Origin of the sequence: Leclercia sp. UBA5076 (assembly GCF_002416465.1) — a bacterium.
Lineage (GTDB): Bacteria > Pseudomonadota > Gammaproteobacteria > Enterobacterales > Enterobacteriaceae > Enterobacter.
In genome coordinates this window covers 90,727-109,552 of sequence record NZ_DIAO01000019.1, presented here as the reverse complement: position 1 = coordinate 109,552, position 18,826 = coordinate 90,727, and the positions used below count along the sequence as shown (strand labels likewise).

Annotated in this window: 22 protein-coding genes; 6 read left to right on the top strand and 16 right to left on the bottom strand. The window is 54.1% G+C overall.

Features of this window, described 5'->3' with window-relative positions; translation table 11 throughout:
* Window positions 1-262 precede the first annotated feature (262 nt).
* The 5 genes from secG to rlmE all read right to left on the bottom strand — a co-directional run bounded on the left by secG (window position 263) and on the right by rlmE (window position 5,752).
* Window positions 263-595 carry a preprotein translocase subunit SecG gene (secG, locus tag B3X29_RS19970; RefSeq protein WP_039031650.1) on the bottom strand — a complete coding sequence of 111 codons (333 nt, stop codon included), beginning with the start codon at window positions 593-595 and terminating at the stop codon, window positions 263-265.
* A gap of 221 nt (window positions 596-816) precedes the next feature.
* Window positions 817-2,154 carry a phosphoglucosamine mutase gene (glmM, locus tag B3X29_RS19965; RefSeq protein WP_103177171.1) on the bottom strand — a complete coding sequence of 446 codons (1,338 nt, stop codon included), beginning with the start codon at window positions 2,152-2,154 and terminating at the stop codon, window positions 817-819.
* On the bottom strand, window positions 2,147-2,995 hold the full coding sequence (folP, locus tag B3X29_RS19960; protein ID WP_103177172.1) for a dihydropteroate synthase: 849 nt from the start codon (window positions 2,993-2,995) through the stop codon (window positions 2,147-2,149). The genes glmM and folP overlap by 8 nt, the downstream gene beginning before the upstream one ends.
* Window positions 2,996-3,088: 93 nt before the next feature.
* Window positions 3,089-5,023, bottom strand: a complete 1,935-nt coding sequence (ftsH, locus tag B3X29_RS19955; protein WP_039031647.1) for an ATP-dependent zinc metalloprotease FtsH — start codon at window positions 5,021-5,023, stop codon at window positions 3,089-3,091.
* 102 nt (window positions 5,024-5,125) lie between these two features.
* Window positions 5,126-5,752 carry a 23S rRNA (uridine(2552)-2'-O)-methyltransferase RlmE gene (gene rlmE / locus B3X29_RS19950; RefSeq protein ID WP_103177173.1) on the bottom strand — a complete coding sequence of 209 codons (627 nt, stop codon included), beginning with the start codon at window positions 5,750-5,752 and terminating at the stop codon, window positions 5,126-5,128.
* Between the two features lie 122 nt (window positions 5,753-5,874).
* On the opposite strand from rlmE, the gene yhbY reads away from it, so the two are divergent.
* The gene (yhbY, locus tag B3X29_RS19945) at window positions 5,875-6,168 is read left to right on the top strand and encodes a ribosome assembly RNA-binding protein YhbY (RefSeq protein WP_032614629.1); all 294 of its coding nucleotides are present in this window, start codon (window positions 5,875-5,877) and stop codon (window positions 6,166-6,168) included.
* A gap of 152 nt (window positions 6,169-6,320) precedes the next feature.
* On the opposite strand, the gene greA is transcribed toward yhbY, so the two are convergent.
* Window positions 6,321-6,797 carry a transcription elongation factor GreA gene (gene greA, locus B3X29_RS19940; RefSeq protein ID WP_103177174.1) on the bottom strand — a complete coding sequence of 159 codons (477 nt, stop codon included), beginning with the start codon at window positions 6,795-6,797 and terminating at the stop codon, window positions 6,321-6,323.
* Window positions 6,798-7,043: 246 nt separating this feature from the next.
* Between greA and dacB the strand changes: the two genes are divergently transcribed.
* From dacB to pmrB, 3 genes are read left to right on the top strand one after another with little or no spacing between them, the layout of a single operon-like run.
* On the top strand, window positions 7,044-8,477 hold the full coding sequence (gene dacB / locus B3X29_RS19935; RefSeq protein ID WP_156655273.1) for a serine-type D-Ala-D-Ala carboxypeptidase: 1,434 nt from the start codon (window positions 7,044-7,046) through the stop codon (window positions 8,475-8,477).
* Window positions 8,478-8,479: 2 nt separating this feature from the next.
* A complete protein-coding gene (pmrA, locus tag B3X29_RS19930) occupies window positions 8,480-9,142 on the top strand; it encodes a two-component system response regulator PmrA (RefSeq protein ID WP_103177176.1) in 663 nt (220 codons plus the stop codon).
* Complete coding sequence (gene pmrB / locus B3X29_RS19925; protein WP_103177177.1) at window positions 9,139-10,182, top strand: two-component system sensor histidine kinase PmrB; 1,044 nt, start codon at window positions 9,139-9,141, stop codon at window positions 10,180-10,182. The genes pmrA and pmrB overlap by 4 nt, the downstream gene beginning before the upstream one ends.
* Before the next feature lie 33 nt (window positions 10,183-10,215).
* Here the strand turns inward: pmrB and cgtA are convergent, their stop codons facing one another.
* The 4 genes from cgtA to rplU all read right to left on the bottom strand — a co-directional run bounded on the left by cgtA (window position 10,216) and on the right by rplU (window position 13,044).
* Window positions 10,216-11,388 (bottom strand): Obg family GTPase CgtA, encoded by a 1,173-nt coding sequence (gene cgtA, locus B3X29_RS19920; protein WP_103177178.1) that lies wholly within the window; start codon window positions 11,386-11,388, stop codon window positions 10,216-10,218.
* Window positions 11,385-12,359, bottom strand: a complete 975-nt coding sequence (locus B3X29_RS19915; RefSeq protein WP_103177179.1) for a DMT family transporter — start codon at window positions 12,357-12,359, stop codon at window positions 11,385-11,387. Before B3X29_RS19915 ends, cgtA begins: the two co-directional genes overlap by 4 nt.
* A gap of 96 nt (window positions 12,360-12,455) precedes the next feature.
* On the bottom strand, window positions 12,456-12,713 hold the full coding sequence (gene rpmA, locus B3X29_RS19910; protein ID WP_007673187.1) for a 50S ribosomal protein L27: 258 nt from the start codon (window positions 12,711-12,713) through the stop codon (window positions 12,456-12,458).
* A 19-nt stretch (window positions 12,714-12,732) separates the two neighbouring features.
* Window positions 12,733-13,044, bottom strand: coding sequence for a 50S ribosomal protein L21 (gene rplU, locus B3X29_RS19905; RefSeq protein WP_042325074.1), 312 nt, complete (start codon window positions 13,042-13,044; stop codon window positions 12,733-12,735).
* A gap of 256 nt (window positions 13,045-13,300) precedes the next feature.
* Here rplU and ispB point away from each other — a divergent pair, with 256 nt between their 5' ends.
* Entirely contained in the window at window positions 13,301-14,272 is a 972-nt protein-coding gene (gene ispB, locus B3X29_RS19900; protein ID WP_103177180.1) for an octaprenyl diphosphate synthase, read from the top strand.
* 229 nt (window positions 14,273-14,501) lie between these two features.
* Window positions 14,502-14,789 (top strand): DNA-binding transcriptional regulator SfsB, encoded by a 288-nt coding sequence (sfsB, locus tag B3X29_RS19895; RefSeq protein ID WP_156655274.1) that lies wholly within the window; start codon window positions 14,502-14,504, stop codon window positions 14,787-14,789.
* 60 nt (window positions 14,790-14,849) lie between these two features.
* Here sfsB and murA read toward each other — a convergent pair whose 3' ends face one another.
* From murA to mlaE, 6 genes are all read right to left on the bottom strand, one after another.
* Complete coding sequence (murA, locus tag B3X29_RS19890; RefSeq protein ID WP_039031637.1) at window positions 14,850-16,109, bottom strand: UDP-N-acetylglucosamine 1-carboxyvinyltransferase; 1,260 nt, start codon at window positions 16,107-16,109, stop codon at window positions 14,850-14,852.
* Window positions 16,110-16,161: 52 nt separating this feature from the next.
* The gene (gene ibaG, locus B3X29_RS19885; protein ID WP_159339890.1) at window positions 16,162-16,416 is read right to left on the bottom strand and encodes a BolA family iron metabolism protein IbaG; all 255 of its coding nucleotides are present in this window, start codon (window positions 16,414-16,416) and stop codon (window positions 16,162-16,164) included.
* A 126-nt stretch (window positions 16,417-16,542) separates the two neighbouring features.
* Complete coding sequence (gene mlaB / locus B3X29_RS19880) at window positions 16,543-16,836, bottom strand: lipid asymmetry maintenance protein MlaB (protein ID WP_103177183.1); 294 nt, start codon at window positions 16,834-16,836, stop codon at window positions 16,543-16,545.
* Window positions 16,836-17,471, bottom strand: a complete 636-nt coding sequence (gene mlaC / locus B3X29_RS19875) for a phospholipid-binding protein MlaC (RefSeq protein WP_103177184.1) — start codon at window positions 17,469-17,471, stop codon at window positions 16,836-16,838. Before mlaC ends, mlaB begins: the two co-directional genes overlap by 1 nt.
* A gap of 3 nt (window positions 17,472-17,474) precedes the next feature.
* The gene (gene mlaD, locus B3X29_RS19870; protein ID WP_103177185.1) at window positions 17,475-18,035 is read right to left on the bottom strand and encodes an outer membrane lipid asymmetry maintenance protein MlaD; all 561 of its coding nucleotides are present in this window, start codon (window positions 18,033-18,035) and stop codon (window positions 17,475-17,477) included.
* Between the two features lie 4 nt (window positions 18,036-18,039).
* On the bottom strand, window positions 18,040-18,822 hold the full coding sequence (gene mlaE / locus B3X29_RS19865) for a lipid asymmetry maintenance ABC transporter permease subunit MlaE (RefSeq protein ID WP_032614466.1): 783 nt from the start codon (window positions 18,820-18,822) through the stop codon (window positions 18,040-18,042).
* Window positions 18,823-18,826 lie beyond the last annotated feature (4 nt).

Sequence of the window (18,826 nt, the reverse complement as noted above, 5' to 3'; positions counted from 1 at the left end):
GGGATTTAAAGTGCTAAGGGGGCTGGGGGCACCCTTTGTTATTGCCGATTTCCGTGACATGGAGGTCGGGCAGGGGCGACGGTGAAACGCTTGCCGGCCCTAAGAAAAGGCAACGCACAGACGAAAAAAAAGACGTCTTCCGACGTTTTTCTTTCGAAATATTGTTACGGAGGATGGAACTCAAACCCACAAGCCCGTTAGGACACTACCACCTCAGGGTAGCGTTTCTACCATTTCCCCCCCCCCAGCACAGATACTACTCTTACTGCGGGATATCGCTGGTCGGCTTAGCCGGTGCAGCTGGCTGAGTCTGCTCAGATTTCGCTGGCGCGCTCAGGTTATCCCACTCGCTTCCTTTGTTGATCTTGTTGCTATTGATATTGCCAAGCGCCAGACTGATGATGAAAAACAGCGTTGCCAGAATCGCCGTTGCGCGGGTCATGAAGTTACCAGAACCACTTGAACCGAACAGCGTACCAGAAGCGCCTGCTCCAAAAGAGGCCCCCATATCAGCGCCTTTACCTTGCTGCAGCATGATCAGCGCTACCAGAGCGATGGCTACAATAAGGAAAACAACTAAAAGAGCTTCGTACATAATCAACCTGTTCCTTGCGGATTTGCCGCATACCAATGCTTCAACCAATAAGCAGGAATTTTGCTTTCCCACTGAAGCGGGTGTGAATACTAACCAAAGCGAATGACCTTCGCAAGGGCAATTTCAGCTCATTGTATCAAGTGCGGAAAAAAACAGCAAAACCGCCACAACTGTACAAAACAAAGGCGGCATAAGCCGCCTTTTTAAACACTTACCAGAGGTTATGCAGCTTTTACCGCATCAGCGATGCGATGGGCAAACTCGGTGACCTGTGCTTCGTCTTCCCCTTCCACCATCACACGGATCAGCGGTTCGGTACCCGACTTACGCAGCAGAACGCGGCCACGGGAGCCCAACGCCGCTTCCACTTCAGCCATCACCGCTTTCACGTTCTCGTTTTCCAGTGGATCGCCCTTACCTGCCGTAAAGCGAACATTGACCAGGATCTGCGGGAACATTTTCATCCCACTGCACAAATCGTGCAGGGACATATGGTTACGCACCATCGCTGCCACAACCTGCAGGCTCGCCACGATCCCGTCACCGGTAGTGGTTTTATCGAGCAGGATCACGTGACCGGAGTTCTCCGCACCGATGCGCCAGCCTTTCTCCTGCAGTTTTTCCAGTACGTAACGGTCGCCAACCTTCGCGCGCGCAAACGGGATACCCAACTGCTTGAGCGCCAGCTCCAGGCCCATGTTGCTCATCAGCGTTCCAACGGCACCGCCGCGCAGCTGTCCCTGACGCAGCCCTTCGCGGGCGATGATATAGAGGATCTGGTCGCCATCGACTTTATTGCCTTCATGGTCAACCATGATGACGCGGTCACCATCGCCATCGTAAGCAATCCCGAGATCGGCCTTCTCCGCCAGTACGCGCGCCTGCAGAGCGCGAACATCCGTTGCACCTACCTCGGCATTGATATTCAGACCGTTTGGCTCGCAACCGATGGCAACAACCTGCGCGCCCAGTTCGCGGAATACGTTAGGGGCGATGTGGTAGGTTGCACCGTTAGCGCAGTCCACCACGATTTTCAGATGACCCAGGCTGAGTTCGTTCGGGAAGGTGCCTTTGCAAAATTCAATGTAGCGACCCGCAGCATCGACGATACGGCTGGCTTTACCCAGCTCAGCGGAGTCAACGCAGGTCAGCTCTTTTTCCATTTCCGCTTCAATCGCTTCTTCAACGTCATCCGGCAGTTTGGTGCCGTCAATGGAGAAGAATTTGATGCCGTTATCGTAGAACGGGTTATGCGAGGCAGAGATCACGATGCCCGCTTCGGCACGGAACGCGCGGGTCAGATAGGCCACTGCGGGGGTCGGCATAGGGCCCGTGAAAGAGGCGGAGAGCCCAGCGGCAGACAGACCCGCTTCCAGTGCGGATTCGAGCATGTAACCGGAAATACGCGTATCTTTACCGATAATGATTTTGCGCGACCCGTGGCTTGCCAGCACCTTGCCAGCCGCCCAGCCTAACTTCAGTACAAACTCAGGAGTGATTGGCGCATCGCCCACGCGTCCACGAATGCCGTCGGTACCAAAAAATTTACGATTACTCATAGCGGGAGTTTTCCTTAGCTGCCAGTGTGGCTTCCACCACTCGCATGGCTTCTGCTGTTTCTTTTACGTCATGGACGCGAATTATATGTGCTCCCTGCATCGCTGCAATCACCGCACAGGCCAGGCTGCCACTTAGACGTTCTGATGGCCCAACGTTAAGCAGTTGGCCTATCATGGATTTTCTCGACATTCCGACCAGCAGCGGCAGGCCAAAATGGTGAAACTCCGATAAGCGCGCAAGAAGTTCGTAGTTGTGAGAGAGATTTTTACCGAAACCGAAGCCCGGGTCGAGCAGCAATTTCGCTTTTGCGATACCGGCACGTTCACAGCGCGCAATATGCTCTTCAAAGTAGCGGTTCACGTCCGCAAACACGTCGCTGTATTTCGGCGCATCCTGCATGGTTTTCGGCTGGCCCTGCATATGCATCAGGCATACCGGTAAACCGGTCTCAGCAGCCGCCTCAAGCGCACCGGGCTCGGTGAGGGAGCGAACGTCATTGATAATGTGAGCGCCCACTCTTGCCGATTCGCGAATCACCTCAGGTTTGGAGGTATCGACAGAGATCCAGACTTCGAAACGCTGGGCTATCGCCTCAACGACTGGGATAACGCGCGATAACTCTTCATCAACACTGACATCCGCAGCCCCAGGTCGCGTTGACTCTCCACCTACGTCGATGATCGTCGCGCCAGCGTTGATCATCAGATTCGCATGCCTGACCGCATCAATAAGCGAGTTATGCGTGCCGCCATCGGAAAAAGAGTCTGGCGTGACGTTCAGGATCCCCATCACATGGGGATGAGAAAGATCGAGATAAGAATCCTGGGCGAAGAGTTTCATAGCAAATCCCTGATTTTTGGTTAAGCAGACAAGAAAAACCCCGGGGCAAGCCCCAGGGTTTCAGGTTAAGAGAAGATCATTGACAGCGGTGGCTTATTTATCGCCCAACTGTTCTGACATGGTGTTACCCGGGTTTGGCGTACGCGGTTCATCGACCGGACGCGGCGCACGTGGCGTACCGTTGTTGTCAGAGTTGTTAGAGGCACCTGGATCTTCCCAGCCCGCAGGCGGACGAACATCACGGCGAGCCATCAGGTCATCAATCTGCGGCGCATCGATGGTCTCATATTTCATGAGCGCATCTTTCATGGCGTGCAGGATATCCATATTGTCATTCAGGATCTGACGGGCGCGACCGTAGTTACGTTCAATCAGCGCTTTCACTTCCTGGTCGATGATACGAGCTGTCTCATCGGACATATGTTTCGCTTTCGCCACGCTGCGGCCAAGGAACACTTCGCCTTCTTCTTCCGCATAGAGCAGCGGACCAAGTTTGTCGGAGAAGCCCCACTGGGTCACCATGTTACGCGCCAGGTTGGTCGCGACTTTAATGTCGTTAGACGCACCGGTCGAAACATGTTCCACACCGTAGATAATCTCTTCTGCCAGACGACCACCATAGAGGGTTGAAATCTGGCTTTCCAGTTTCTGGCGGCTGGCACTGATAGCATCGCCTTCCGGCAGGAAGAACGTTACGCCAAGCGCACGGCCACGTGGAATAATCGTCACTTTATGCACCGGATCGTGTTCCGGCACCAGGCGACCGATAATCGCGTGACCCGCTTCGTGGTAAGCCGTGGACTCTTTCTGCGCTTCCGTCATCACCATGGAGCGACGTTCCGCACCCATCATGATTTTGTCTTTCGCTTTCTCGAACTCCACCATGGAGACCACACGCTTGTTGCCACGGGCAGCAAACAGTGCGGCTTCGTTCACCAGGTTAGCGAGATCGGCACCGGAGAAGCCCGGCGTACCACGTGCAATAATTGCCGCATCGATGTCCGGAGAGAGCGGTACGCGACGCATATGCACTTTCAGGATCTGCTCGCGGCCACGAACGTCTGGCAGACCAACCACAACCTGACGGTCAAAACGACCTGGACGCAGCAGCGCAGGGTCAAGAACGTCCGGACGGTTAGTTGCGGCGATAACGATAATGCCTTCGTTACCTTCAAAGCCATCCATCTCAACCAGCATCTGGTTCAGCGTCTGCTCACGTTCATCGTGACCACCGCCCAGGCCCGCGCCACGCTGGCGGCCTACGGCGTCGATTTCATCGATGAAGATGATGCACGGTGCGGCTTTCTTGGCCTGTTCGAACATGTCACGCACACGAGATGCACCCACACCCACGAACATTTCAACGAAGTCAGAACCGGAAATGGTAAAGAACGGCACCTTCGCTTCACCTGCGATGGCTTTCGCCAGCAGGGTTTTACCGGTACCAGGAGGACCTACCATCAGAACGCCTTTCGGGATCTTACCGCCCAGTTTCTGGAAACGGCTCGGCTCACGCAGGTATTCAACCAGTTCACCCACCTCTTCTTTCGCTTCGTCGCAACCTGCAACGTCAGCAAAAGTGGTTTTGATCTGGTCTTCCGTCAGCATACGCGCCTTGCTCTTGCCGAACGACATGGCGCCTTTGCCACCGCCGCCCTGCATCTGACGCATAAAGAAGATCCAGACGCCGATAAGCAGCAGCATCGGGAACCAGGAAATGAAGATAGAAGCCAGCAGGCTTGGCTCTTCCGGCGGCTCGCCGACAACCTTAACGTTTTTAGTCAGCAGGTTATCAAGCAGCTTAGGATCGTTCACCGGAATGTAAGTCGTGTAACGGTTACTATCTTTCTTGGTAACGTTGATCTCACGTCCGTTGATACGCGCTTCGCGAACCTGATCCTGGTTGACCTCTTGCAGGAAGGTAGAGTAGTCCACCTTACGGCCATTAGACTCGCTGGGCCCAAAGCTCTGGAATACTGACATCAGCACAACGGCAATGACCAGCCAGAGTATTAGGTTTTTCGCCATGTCACTCAAGGGATTAACCTCTTATTACAACTGTGTTAAAAACAGCGTCAGGATACTCTGTATCCGATTTATTTCAAACTTTCGCCTGAAATTCACCGGTTATCATTTTCGCCCGGTCGCTACAATATACACTTCACGTGAACGCGCACGCGAAGAGTCCGGTTTACGAACTTTGACCTTCGTAAACAGGGAGCGAATTTCCTTCAGATACTCCTCGAAACCTTCGCCCTGGAACACCTTTACTAAAAAACTACCACCCGGCGCTAATACATCACGACACATTTCTAACGCCAGTTCTACCAGATACATGGAGCGGGGGATATCCACCGCCGGTGTTCCGCACATATTTGGCGCCATATCGGACATGACAACCTGAACTTTACTGTCACCTACCCGTTCAAGTAACGCTTTCAGTACTAATTCATCACGAAAATCGCCCTGAAGGAAGTCCACACCAACGATAGGATCCATAGGTAAAAGATCGCAGGCGATAATTCGGCCCGTTCCGCCGATTTGCGTTACCGCATATTGCGACCATCCACCGGGCGCTGCACCGAGGTCAACAACTGTCATCCCCGGTTTAAAGAGTTTGTCACTTTGCTGTATTTCATCAAGTTTAAACCAGGCACGGGAACGTAACCCCTTTTTCTGTGCCTGTTGAACATATTTATCGCTAAAGTGTTCCTGGAGCCAGCGGCTCGAGCTAGCAGAACGCTTTTTACCTGTCATTTAACTTTCCGTCCTGGTTCATCGTAGCCTGTGGTGTAAATTTCCACTCAGCAATTTGGCGATATTAGGGAGATGGCGGTAGAATGAACCGTTTTCAATCCCAACGTAAGCAAAAATATACGATGAATCTGAGTACTAAACAAAAACAGCACCTTAAAGGTCTGGCACATCCGCTCAAGCCTGTAGTTATGCTTGGCAACAATGGTTTGACCGAAGGGGTACTGGCCGAGATTGAACAAGCGCTGGAGCACCACGAATTAATCAAGGTGAAAATCGCCTCTGAAGACAGAGACACCAAGACCTTGATCGTGGAAGCAATCGTGCGCGAGACCGGCGCCTGTAATGTACAGGTCATCGGTAAAACGCTGGTGCTCTACCGCCCATCTAAAGAGCGTAAAATCTCGCTGCCACGCTAAGATTATCCTGAATTGAACACATTTACTGTGTAAAACGAGGGGTTTTTCTTTAGCAGGTGAGCAAAATGCCATGCTCCTTGAGTTGATAAAAGGCCGCTATGCGGCCTTTTTCCTATCTTTACAATCTATCAACATCTGTCCGGGGATGCGAATTACAGGTAATCAACCTTGGTAATTTCGAATTCCACTTCGCCGCCTGGCGTACGGATGGTGACGACATCGTCCTGCTCTTTCCCCACCAGACCGCGTGCGATTGGCGAGTTTACTGAGATCAGATTCTGCTTAAAATCAGCCTCGTCATCACCCACGATGCGGTAGGAGACCTCTTCGTCCGTATCCAGGTTGATCACGGTGACGGTAGAGCCAAAAATCACGCGTCCGTTATTTGGCATTTTTGTGATATCAATCACCTGCGCATTTGACAGCTTGGCTTCGATATCTTTGATACGCCCTTCGCAGAACCCCTGCTGCTCACGCGCGGCGTGATACTCAGCATTCTCTTTCAGATCGCCATGCTCACGTGCTTCCGCAATGGCGGCGATGATTTCAGGGCGGCGAACAGATTTCAAAAAATCCAGCTCTTCACGCAGTTTTTCAGCACCACGTAAGGTCATCGGAATAGCTTGCATTTGTTATACCTCTTTGACATTCCTGTTAGGTACGGTTAACCGACCCGACTACTGGCCCCGCAGGCATCACAGCCTGGCACAGGTCAGAAGCAAAAGAAAACTGACCCGGAAACAATGTTCCAGGTCAGCAGCAATTTTTCAGTTTGATACGTATTTTAACGCGAAGTTCAGTATGGGTCATCGTTTACTTTACAGGGCGTTGGGCCGTAGTATGACGGTTTGTTTCCGGGTTGTTAGCGCGAGATTATGCGATTTTCCAGATTTATCATCGGATTGACCACCACTATTGCGTTCACTGTCCAGGCAGCGAACGTTGATGAGTATATTAATCAGCTGCCCGATGGCGCCAATCTTGCCCTGGTCGTGCAAAAGGTAGGAGCTCAGGCGCCTGAGATTGATTATCACAGCCAGCAGATGGCGCTGCCTGCCAGTACCCAAAAGGTGATCACGGCGCTGGCTGCCCTGCTGCAGCTTGGGCCCGACTTTCGTTTTACGACCACGCTTGAAAGCAAAGGCAACATTGAGAACGGTGTGCTGAAAGGCGATCTTATTGCCCGTTTTGGCGGCGATCCGACATTTAAGCGTCAGGATATCCGCAACATGGTCGCCGTGCTAAAGAAGTCTGGCGTACAGCGGATTGAAGGCAATGTGCTTATCGATACGTCCATTTTTGCCAGCCACGATAAAGCCCCCGGCTGGCCGTGGAATGATATGACTCAGTGCTTTAGCGCCCCGCCCGCGGCCGCGATCGTCGATCGCAACTGCTTCTCCATTTCGTTATACAGCGCGCCCAAACCGAACGATTTAGCCTTCATTCGGGTGGCCTCTTACTATCCGGTCAACATGTTCAGCCAGGTGCGTACCCTGGCGAAAGGTTCCCCGGAAGCGCAGTACTGCGAACTGGATGTCGTCCCGGGCGATTTGAACCGCTTTACCCTGACCGGCTGCCTGACGCAGCGGGCCGATCCACTGCCGCTGGCCTTCGCCATTCAGGATGGCGCAAGCTATGCCGGGGCGATCCTTAAGAATGAACTGAAGCAGGCCAACATCACTTACAGTGGTACCCTGCTGCGTCAGACGCAGAGCAACGAGCCCGGCACCGTGATTGCCAGTAAGCAGTCGGCGCCGCTGCACGATCTGCTGAAGATCATGCTGAAAAAATCGGACAACATGATTGCGGATACCGTATTTCGCATGATTGGGCATGCCCGCTTTGGCGTACCTGGCACCTGGCGTGCCGGTTCAGATGCGGTTCGTCAGATCCTCCGCCAGCAGGCTGGCATCGATCTTGGCAACACCATCGCGGTCGATGGTTCGGGTCTGTCGCGCCATAACCTGATCTCTCCTGCCACCATGATGCAGGTCCTTCAGTACATTGCTCAGCACGACACTGAACTAAACTTTATCTCAATGCTGCCGCTCGCCGGTTATGACGGCTCCCTGCAGTACCGTGCGGGCCTGCACGCCGCGGGCGTCGATGGCAAAGTCTCCGCCAAAACGGGCTCCCTGCAGGGGGTGTATAACCTTGCCGGGTTTATCACCACCGCCAGCGGACAGCGGATGGCATTTGTGCAGTATCTTTCTGGCTACGCGGTGGAACCTGCCGACCAGCGTAACCGCCGTATCCCGCTGGTGCGCTTTGAAAGCCGGCTTTACAAGGACATTTATCAGAACAACTAGCGATGAAATTACTCATTGTTGAAGACGATCTGCTGTTACAGGAAGGACTGGCGCTGGCGCTCTCGGCTGAAGGTTACACGCTTGATTGCGCGGGTACCGCCGCCGAAGCTGATGGCCTTATCCAGAGCGGCGAATACAGCCTGGTGATCCTCGATCTTGGCCTGCCCGATAAAGACGGCGCCACCCTGCTAAGCCAGTGGCGCCGACGGGGTATCGATAATCCTGTGCTGATCCTGACCGCCCGCGACGCGCTGGAAGACCGGATTAACGGCCTGGACTCCGGTGCCGATGACTATCTGGTGAAGCCCTTTGCGCTGGCAGAACTTCAGGCGCGCGCCAGAGCGTTGATCCGGCGCTATCAGGGGCACAGCGATAACCTGCTCAGCGATGGCGATCTGACGTTAAATCTGCAAACCCAGCAGGTTTTACAGCAATCCCAGCCGGTCGAAGTGACCCCTAAAGAGTTTGCTCTGCTAACCCGGCTGATTATGCGCACCGGTCAGACCGTCCACCGGGAAACCTTACAGCAGGATATTTACTCCTGGCAGGACGATCCCGGCTCTAATACGCTGGAGGTGCATATTCATAATCTGCGACGCAAGCTGGGCAAAGACCGGATCAAAACGGTACGCGGCGTGGGATATCGCCTTGAGAGTCAAAAATGAACAGCATGCGCCGTCGTCTGATGGTGCTGTTGGCAGTCATTCTGCTTTTCTTTCAACTGATCAGCGTCATCTGGCTCTGGCATGAGAGCCGGGAGCAAATTAGCTTTCTGGTGAGCGAGACGCTGTCGGCAAAATCCCGCAACCAGCATGTCGAGAAAGAGATCCGGGAGGCGATCGCCTCGTTGCTGGTCCCTTCACTGGTGATGGTCGGGTTTACCCTGCTCTTCTCTTTCTGGGCCGTCAGCTGGATCACCCGTCCGCTGAATCAGCTACGCACCAGCCTTGCGAACCGTTCTGCCGATAATCTTACGCCGCTGCCGATGTACTCCGATATGGAGGAAATAGGCGCCGTCACCACCTCGCTGAATCAACTGCTCGCCCGGCTGGATCAAACCATTCAGCAGGAGCGCCTGTTCACCGCTGATGCCGCACATGAGCTGCGTACGCCGCTGGCGGGTATTCGCCTGCATCTGGAGCTGATGGCGCAGTCAGGCTCGCCCCAGGCGACGACGCTGATTACCCGAATCGATCAACTGATGCATACCGTAGAGCAGCTGCTAATGCTGGCCCGGGCGGGTCAAGCTATGGCCAGCGGCCACTACGACACGGTTAACTGGAGCGAAGCCATTATTGCGCCGCTGGCGCTGGAGAATGAGGTAAAAAGCCATACCCTCATCTGGCCGCAGGCGAGCCCACAGAACGTACAGGGCGATGCAATCCTCTTACGGCTAATGTTGCGCAATTTGCTGGAAAACGCGGTGCGTTACAGCCCGGCGGGAACCACTATTGAAGTCGCCATGCAGGAGGTCGACGGCGGTACGCAGGTGAGCGTCAGCGATCAGGGGCCTGGCATAGATGAAGCCCATCGCCAGTCGATTACCGAGCCGTTTCGCCGCATCGATCAACGCTATGGCGGAAGCGGGCTGGGGCTGAGCATCGTTCAGCGTATTGTACAGCTGCATCGCGGCAAGCTGACGCTGGAGAATCGCCCCGAAGGCGGCTTGATAGTCACCTGCTGGCTGCCAGAAACACTGAATTAAAAAGCCCCCTTGATAAGGGGGCTCTTGACGGTCTTAACGCTTATAGATGAATTCGACGCCTTCTTCGTCATCTTCATCCCAGTCGTCATCCCACTCTTCGTCGTCTTCTTCCACCTGCTCTTCAAGCTGCTGACGGTGGTAGTCATCCCACATGAATTCGACTTTCTCAGGCTGTTTCGCTTCTTCTGCCTGCGTTACCGGGTTCTCGATGATGAAGGTCATCACATCCCAGCACAGCTCTTTCACGCCCATCTGGCTTGCGGCGGAGATGAGATAGTACTTGTCTTCCCAGCCCATCGCTTCGGCAATGGCTTTCGCCTTCGCTTCGGCTTCCGCTTTATCCATCAGGTCGATCTTGTTGAAGACCAGCCAGCGCGGCTTGGCAGCCAGTTTGTCGCTGTATTTTTCCAGCTCGCCGATAATGATACGGGCGTTTTCCACCGGATCGGAACCGTCGATAGGATCGATATCGATGAGGTGCAGCAGAACGCGGCAACGCTCAAGGTGCTTCAGGAAGCGAATACCCAAGCCCGCCCCTTCGGCAGCGCCTTCGATCAGGCCCGGGATATCGGCCACGACGAAGCTCTTCTCGTTGTCCATACGCACTACGCCGAGGCTAGGGACCAGGGTGGTAAACGGATAGTCGGCCACTTTTGGTTTGGCCGCAGAGACAGCACGGATAAAGGTGGATTTACCTGCGTTTGGCATCCCCAGCATACCCACGTCCGCCAGCAGCATCAGTTCCAGCTGCAGATCGCGCTTATCACCCGGCGTACCCATCGTCTTCTGACGCGGGGTACGGTTAACGGAGGATTTGAAACGGGTATTACCCAGACCATGCCAGCCGCCTTTAGCGACCATCAGGCGCTGACCATGCTTGGTCATATCACCCATGGTTTCGCCAGTACCCTGATCGATAACGCGCGTTCCGACAGGGACTTTAACCGTGACGTCTTTTCCGCGTTTACCGGTACAGTCACGGCTCTGGCCATTCTGACCGCGCTCAGCACGGAATGATTTTTCGAAACGGTAATCGATCAGGGTGTTGAGGTTTTCGTCCGCCTCTAACCACACGTCACCGCCGTCGCCGCCGTCGCCGCCGTCAGGGCCGCCACGGGGAATGTATTTTTCGCGGCGGAAGCTTACGCAACCATTACCGCCATCACCTGCCACGACCAGGATCGTTGCTTCATCAACAAACTTCATTTTACTCTCCGTAAATCATTCGCCTGAGCGGGGGCCGCTTCATTTTTGCGCCAACGTCCCCAAAGACGATGACCAATGGCGGAATACATCGCGCCCGCAACCACGACAAACGCACCGAGATAAGCCAACAGGTTTAACATCGGTTTGACGAAGAAATCGGGCCAGGCCATTGATAATAAATCTGAAAATAACAGTGTAAACAGTGGTGTCAGCGTAATCAGCGCACTTACCTGCGCTGCCTGCCAGCGCGCCATTGCTTCTGCCAGCGCGCCATAACCCACTAACGTGTTCAGACCACAAAAGATCAGACACGCCAGCTGCCAGTCGCTTAACTGGGAAATGACTCCCGGCTTCGCCAGTGGCAACAGGGCAATAGTACATAAAGTGTACAGCAAAAACAGAATCTGCTGTGACGCCAGACGGCGTAATAACACCTTTTGCGCGACGCCATAACTCACCCATACCGCCGCCGCGCCCACCCCGAAAATTACACCCCAGGTGTAATCCGTCAGGCGGGTAAAAATCTCTATCAGACTGGTATTGAAGAACAACACCAGACCGCAAAGCAGCATCAGTGCCCCGATAATCTGCGTGCCGCGCATCTTCTCCTTCAGGATAAAGACGCTGGCAACCATCATGCCTACCGGCGAGAGCTGGCCAATTACCTGCGAGGCCGTGGGACTGAGGTATTGCAGGGAAGAACTGAACAGAATGAAGTTCCCGAACAGGCCGCCTGTCGCAATCGCCAGCAGCACCAGCCAGCGCGGTTTGCGAAAGATGCGCAGCGGAGGAAGCTTACCCTTTAGCGCAAGGATAATGCCCAATCCAATACCGGCCATCAGGAAGCGGTAGAAGACCACCGTTGGCGGCTCCATCACTTCCAGTACCTGCTTCATTGCAATTGGCAGCGCACCCCAGCACATTGCGGTAGTGAGCGCCAAAAGAATACCAATGCCGGCCTGCTGCTTCATGCCCGTTTTCCCTACCGAAAAAATTACCGGGTTTCCAATGTAAAAAGCCCCGCAACACGTTGCGGGGCTTTAATCCGTTACCGGACCGAGAAAACCTTACTCAGCAACAATGCTGATGTATTTACGGTTGTTCGGGCCTTTAACTTCAAATTTCACTTTACCGTCTGCTTTAGCAAACAGAGTGTGGTCACGACCGCAACCTACGTTGTTACCCGCGTGGAACTTAGTGCCACGCTGACGAACGATGATGCTACCCGCCAGAACGGTTTCGCCACCGAAACGCTTAACGCCGAGGCGTTTAGCTTCTGAATCGCGACCGTTACGTGTGGAGCCGCCAGCCTTTTTATGTGCCATTTAAATCTCTCCTCAGGTCTTAGGCGCTGATGCCAGTAATTTTCACATCAGTGAACCACTGACGGTGGCCCTGCTGCTTACGGTAGTGTTTACGACGACGAAACTTAACGATTTTAACTTTCTCGCCACGACCATGAGCAACAACTTCAGCTTTGATAACGCCGCCATCAACGAAAGGAACGCCGATTTTGACTTCTTCACCGTTTGCGATCATCAGAACTTCAGCGAATTCAATAGATTCGCCAGTTGCGATGTCCAGCTTTTCCAGGCGAACGGTCTGACCTTCGCTTACTCGGTGTTGTTTACCACCACTTTGGAAAACCGCGTACATATAAACTCCGCTTCCGCGCACATCCTCGTGTGATTCAGAGTGCGCTATAAATATTCACAATAGGGCGCGAATATTACGCAAAACGCGAGCCTTTGACAAGTGCTACAGTCAATACATGAAGAAAAAAAACACAACACGTACGGTAACGTTTATCTGCCGCGTTTTTTCAGTACAATCAGCGCTACTATTGATAAACCGAACCCTTCGTTAGCCCATTTGACATGTGGTAAACAGGACTTAAAGCCCGGCTTTTGCGATGAATTTAGAAAAAATCAATGAGTTAACCGCGCAAGATATGGCGGGTGTGAATGCAGCGATCCTGGAACAGCTCGATTCTGACGTTCAACTAATCAATCAGTTGGGTTATTACATCGTCAGCGGCGGGGGTAAACGCATCCGTCCGATGATCGCTGTGCTGGCCGCCCGCGCGGTCGGCTATCAGGAGAACGCGCACGTAACGATCGCAGCGCTGATCGAATTTATCCATACCGCCACGCTGCTGCATGATGACGTTGTCGATGAGTCCGATATGCGTCGTGGCAAAGCCACTGCCAACGCCGCGTTCGGCAATGCAGCCAGCGTACTGGTAGGCGATTTTATCTATACGCGCGCTTTCCAGATGATGACCAGCCTGGGATCGTTGAAGATCCTGGAAGTGATGTCCAAAGCGGTGAACGTCATCGCGGAAGGTGAAGTTCTGCAGCTGATGAACGTCAACGACCCGGACATCACCGAAGAGAGCTACATGCGGGTGATCTACAGCAAAACCGCCCGTCTGTTTGAGGCCGCTGCCCAGTGCTCCGGTATTCTGGCCGGCTGTACTGACGAGCAGGAGCGTGGGCTGCAGGATTACGGGCGCTACCTTGGCACCGCCTTCCAGCTGATTGACGATCTGCTCGACTATAGCGCCGACGGCGAAACGCTCGGCAAGAACGTCGGTGATGACCTGAACGAAGGTAAACCGACGCTGCCGCTGCTGCATGCTATGCGTAACGGCACCCCTGAGCAGGCTAAGCTTATCCGCGAAGCCATTGAGCAAGGAAACGGCCGACACCTTCTGGAACCAGTACTGGAAGCAATGGCAACCTGTGGTTCCCTGGAATGGACGCGCCAGCGTGCAGAGGAAGAGGCCGATAAAGCGATCGCCGCACTTCAGGTCATCCCTGACAGCCCATGGCGAGATGCCCTGATCGGGCTCGCGCATATTGCCGTTCAGCGCGATCGATAATCCTCAATGAACTCTCTTTTACGTGAAAAGAGAGTTCCAATAAGCTCCAGTTTTTATCCATCAAATTGTTAAATAATCCGCTTACAGGCCGCATGATTAAAGCCCTGGCAAAATCCGAATATTGCCTCCTGTAATGCGAACTTTTTAGAACCGATGTTCGAAGAAGGTATAGTAACACTGTCATTTAAGAGGAAATGACGTACATGTACCCGAACAGAGGGATAGCTGAATGGATAAGAAATTTACCGACTGGCACTCGGCCGATATCATCGCCGCGCTGCGTAAAAAGGGAACATCGCTTGCTGCAGAATCCCGCCGTAATGGCCTGAGTTCATCCACCCTGGCAAATGCGCTGACCCGCCCCTGGCCAAAGGGAGAACTGATCATTGCTACGGCACTCGGCACTGACCCCTGGATTATCTGGCCATCGCGCTACCACGACCCGATCACGCACGAATTTGTCGACAGAACGCGCATGATGCGCCAGAAAAAACAAGAAAAAGAGCGCCAGGAATGACGCTCATCTAAACGGGACTAGCAACCCCCCGGTCAATGTGGCAGGGGGCTGCCGGGACGATTACTCGCCTTTTACACGCTCAATATTTGCACCCAGGGCGCGCAGTTTATCTTCAATGCGTTCATAGCCGCGATCGATGTGATAAATACGATCCACGAGCGTCGTACCTTCCGCAATACAACCTGCCAGCACCAGGCTCGCAGAAGCACGCAGATCGGTTGCCATCACCTGAGCACCAGACAGTTTCTCTACGCCATGACAGATCACGGTATTACTTTCGATCTCAGCGTGGGCGCCCATACGGATCAGTTCCGGTACGTGCATAAAACGGTTTTCAAAGATCGTTTCAGTGATCACACCCGTCCCTTCCGCCACCAGGTTCAGCAGAGTGAACTGGGCCTGCATATCGGTCGGGAATGCCGGATGCGGAGAGGTACGCACGTTAACGGCTTTCGGACGCTTACCGTGCATATCCAGGCTGATCCAGTCTTCGCCAGTTTCAACATCGGCACCGGCTTCGCGCAGTTTTGCCAGTACCGCGTCCAGCGTATCAGGCTGGGCGTTGCGGCAGACGATCTTACCGCCGGAGATGGCTGCAGCGACCAGGAAGGTCCCGGTTTCGATACGGTCAGGCAGGACGCGATATACACCACCACCCAGACGTGCAACGCCTTCAATGGTAATACGATCGGTGCCCTGACCGGTGATCTTCGCGCCCAGCGTATTCAGGAAGTTCGCGGTATCCACGATCTCCGGCTCGCGCGCGGCGTTCTCGATGATGGTGGTCCCTTCGGCCAGCGTCGCTGCGGACATGATGGTGACGGTAGCGCCAACGCTTACCTTGTCCATCACGATGTGGGCGCCTTTCAGACGGCCATTCACGGAGGCCTTCACGTAGCCCTCTTCCAGCTTAATTTCTGCGCCCAGCTTCTCAAGGCCAAAAATGTGCAGATCCACCGGACGCGCACCAATGGCGCACCCGCCCGGCAGAGAGACCTGGCCCTGCCCAAAACGGGCCACCAGCGGACCCAGCGCCCAGATGGATGCGCGCATGGTCTTCACCAGATCGTAAGGGGCTGAGAAGTTATTTACGTTGCTGGCATCGATCCATACGGATCCGTTACGCTCAACCTTGGTACCCAACTGGCCGAGCAGTTTCATGGTGGTATCAATGTCTTTCAGCTTCGGTACGTTCTGGATCTCTACCGGCTCTTCCGCAAGCAGTGCGGCGAAGAGGATCGGCAGCGCGGCATTTTTAGCGCCGGAAATTGTGACTTCGCCCTGGAGACGCGTCGGCCCCTGAACACGAAATTTGTCCATGTAATTACTCTCTGTATGAATTCAACCGTGCTGCGGGCAAATCACCCTCAGCTCAAAAACCGTTTAGTTTGCGATCGCGTGCCCACTCTGTAGGGGTAAACGCCTTGATCGACAGGGCATGGATACGATTATCCGCGATATATTCCATCAGCGGCGCATAGACAGCCTGCTGCTTCTTCACGCGGCTCATGCCGACAAAAATCTCACCCACAGCAATAACCTGAAAGTGGCTGCCGTCGCCGGAGACGTGGACTTCCTGAAGGGCAAGTGCGTTCATCAGCACTGTCTGGATTTCATGATTTTCCATGGGTTCTATATCATCTGGTAGTGAAAACAAGCCCAACATCTTAGAGCAAAGTGGCGCGGTCTTAAATAAGCAAAAAGCCCCGACGATGAAACTGTCAGGGCTTTTGATAGTAACGTACTGAAAAAATTAGCGGGGCAATACGTCTTCCGGCAGATTATAGAGCTGGGCCAGGGTGACGACATTGTCGCTGACGCCCGAAAGCGTCACCGGGATGCCCTGCTGCTTGCCCGTTGAGACCAGATGAACCAGCAACGCTACACCCGCCGTATCCACGCGAGAGATACCGCTCAGGTCGATACGGGAAACCCCCTTCATGGCATCGTCCCGCGCATCCCACAGAGGATTCAGATAATCCTGATCCAGCTCGCCTGAGAGTAATAACGTCTCACCCTCACGGGTCCAGCTCAACTGCGACATAATTACTTGTTTCCTTCCAGGGTAATTTTCTGACGTGCGATGCTGTTCAGCTGCGCGGTCAGACCATCAATGCCCTTGGTACGCAGCAGATCGCTCCATTCGTTCTGCTTGGTGGTGATCATGCTGACGCCTTCCGCAATCATGTCGTAAGCCTGCCAGTTACCGCTCTGGGTGTTCTTACGCCACTGGAAATCCAGACGCACTGGCGGACGACCGTTCGGATCGACGATGGTCACGCGAATAGGCACGATGGTCGCAGAACCCAGCGGCTGTTCCGGTGCGATCTGATACGTCTGACCGTGGTACATGGCGAGAGCCTGACCGTAGGCCTGCTTCAGATATTCACGGAACGCAGCGAAATAGGCTTCGCGCTGCGCAGGCGTTGCGTCTTTGTAGTAACGGCCCAGCACCAGCGCGCCGGCATATTTCACCTGGACATAGGGCAGCAGTTCCTGGTCAACCACATCACGCAGGTAATCAGGATTGGAGCGGATCTTCGGCTGCTCATTTTTAAGGCGATCGAAGGTTTTCTTTGCTGCCTCATTCATCTGTTGATAAGGATTGCTCTGATCGGCTGCGTTAGCTGCAGTCAGAGGGGCAATCATCAGCATGGCAACCATTAACAGTCGTTTAATCATGAATTACTTCTCCTGAGATGAATTCGTCGTGCCAACAGGCGGCGTAATGTCACTCTGCGCAGGGGTCTGCGCAGCTTGATTCTCGTCACCCCCTTTACTGTTGCTGTTGTAAAGGAACTGACCAATCATATCTTCCAGCACCATGGCTGATTTCGTATCCTGAATCACGCCACCGTCTTTCAGGATAGTCGTTCCCAGCTCGGGATCCTCAAAACCGACGTTCAGCGCCAGATATTGTTCCCCTAACAGACCGGATGTACGGATAGAGAGGGAGCTGGTGTCAGGGATATGGTTGTAGCGCTCTTCGATATCCAGCGCCACGCGTGGCAGATAGGTTTTCTCATCGAGGGTGATATCGGCAACACGCCCTACTACCACCCCGCCAATACGCACCGGAGAACGGCTCTTCAGGCCACCGATGTTATCGAAGGTGGCATAAATACGGTATGTCGGCTCGGTGCGGATGGTCGTTACGTCCGCCACTTTAAAGCTTAAAAAGAGTGCTGCCAGCAGCGCCAGCAGGACAAATACGCCAACCCAAATTTCTACTTTTTTCGTTTGCATGAACTCATTTCCCAAACATCAGTGCGGTGAGCACAAAATCCAGAGCCAGTATGGCCAGCGACGAATGAACAACGGTACGGGTGGTTGCCCGGCTGATACCGGCAGAGGTCGGGATCGCATCGTAGCCATTGAACAGCGCAATCCAGGTGATCGTCACGGCAAATACCGCGCTTTTAATCAGGCAGTTAACCAGATCCAGACGCCAGTCAACGGCGCTTTGCATCGCTGACCAGAAGAAGCCGGCATCGATCCCTTTCCACTGCACGCCAACCATCGAACCGCCCCAGATGCCGACCGCGACAAAGAGGATCGTTAACAGCGGCAGCGAAATCATACCGGCCCAGAAGCGCGGCGAGATGACCCGACGCAGCGGATCCACGGCCATCATTTCCATACTGGAGAGCTGCTCCGTGGCGCGCATCAGGCCGATTTCAGCGGTCAGCGCTGAACCGGCACGCCCTGCGAATAACAGCGCGGCGACCACCGGCCCCAGCTCACGCAGCAGGGAGAGCGCCACCAGCATTCCGAGGCTGGTTTCTGCGCTGTAGGTGGTGAGAACCAGATACCCCTGCAGCCCCAGCACCATCCCGATAAAGACCCCGGAAACGATGATAATGAGCATCGACAGCACGCCGACATTATACAGCTGGCGTACCAGCAGAGGGGCATGTTTGCGGAATTCCGGTTTCCCGACCAGCGCATTGAATAACATCAACCCGGCACGCCCGAACGTCCTGATGGTTTTTATGCCACGGTGTCCGAGAGCGGCCAACGCATTTAACAGCATGAGT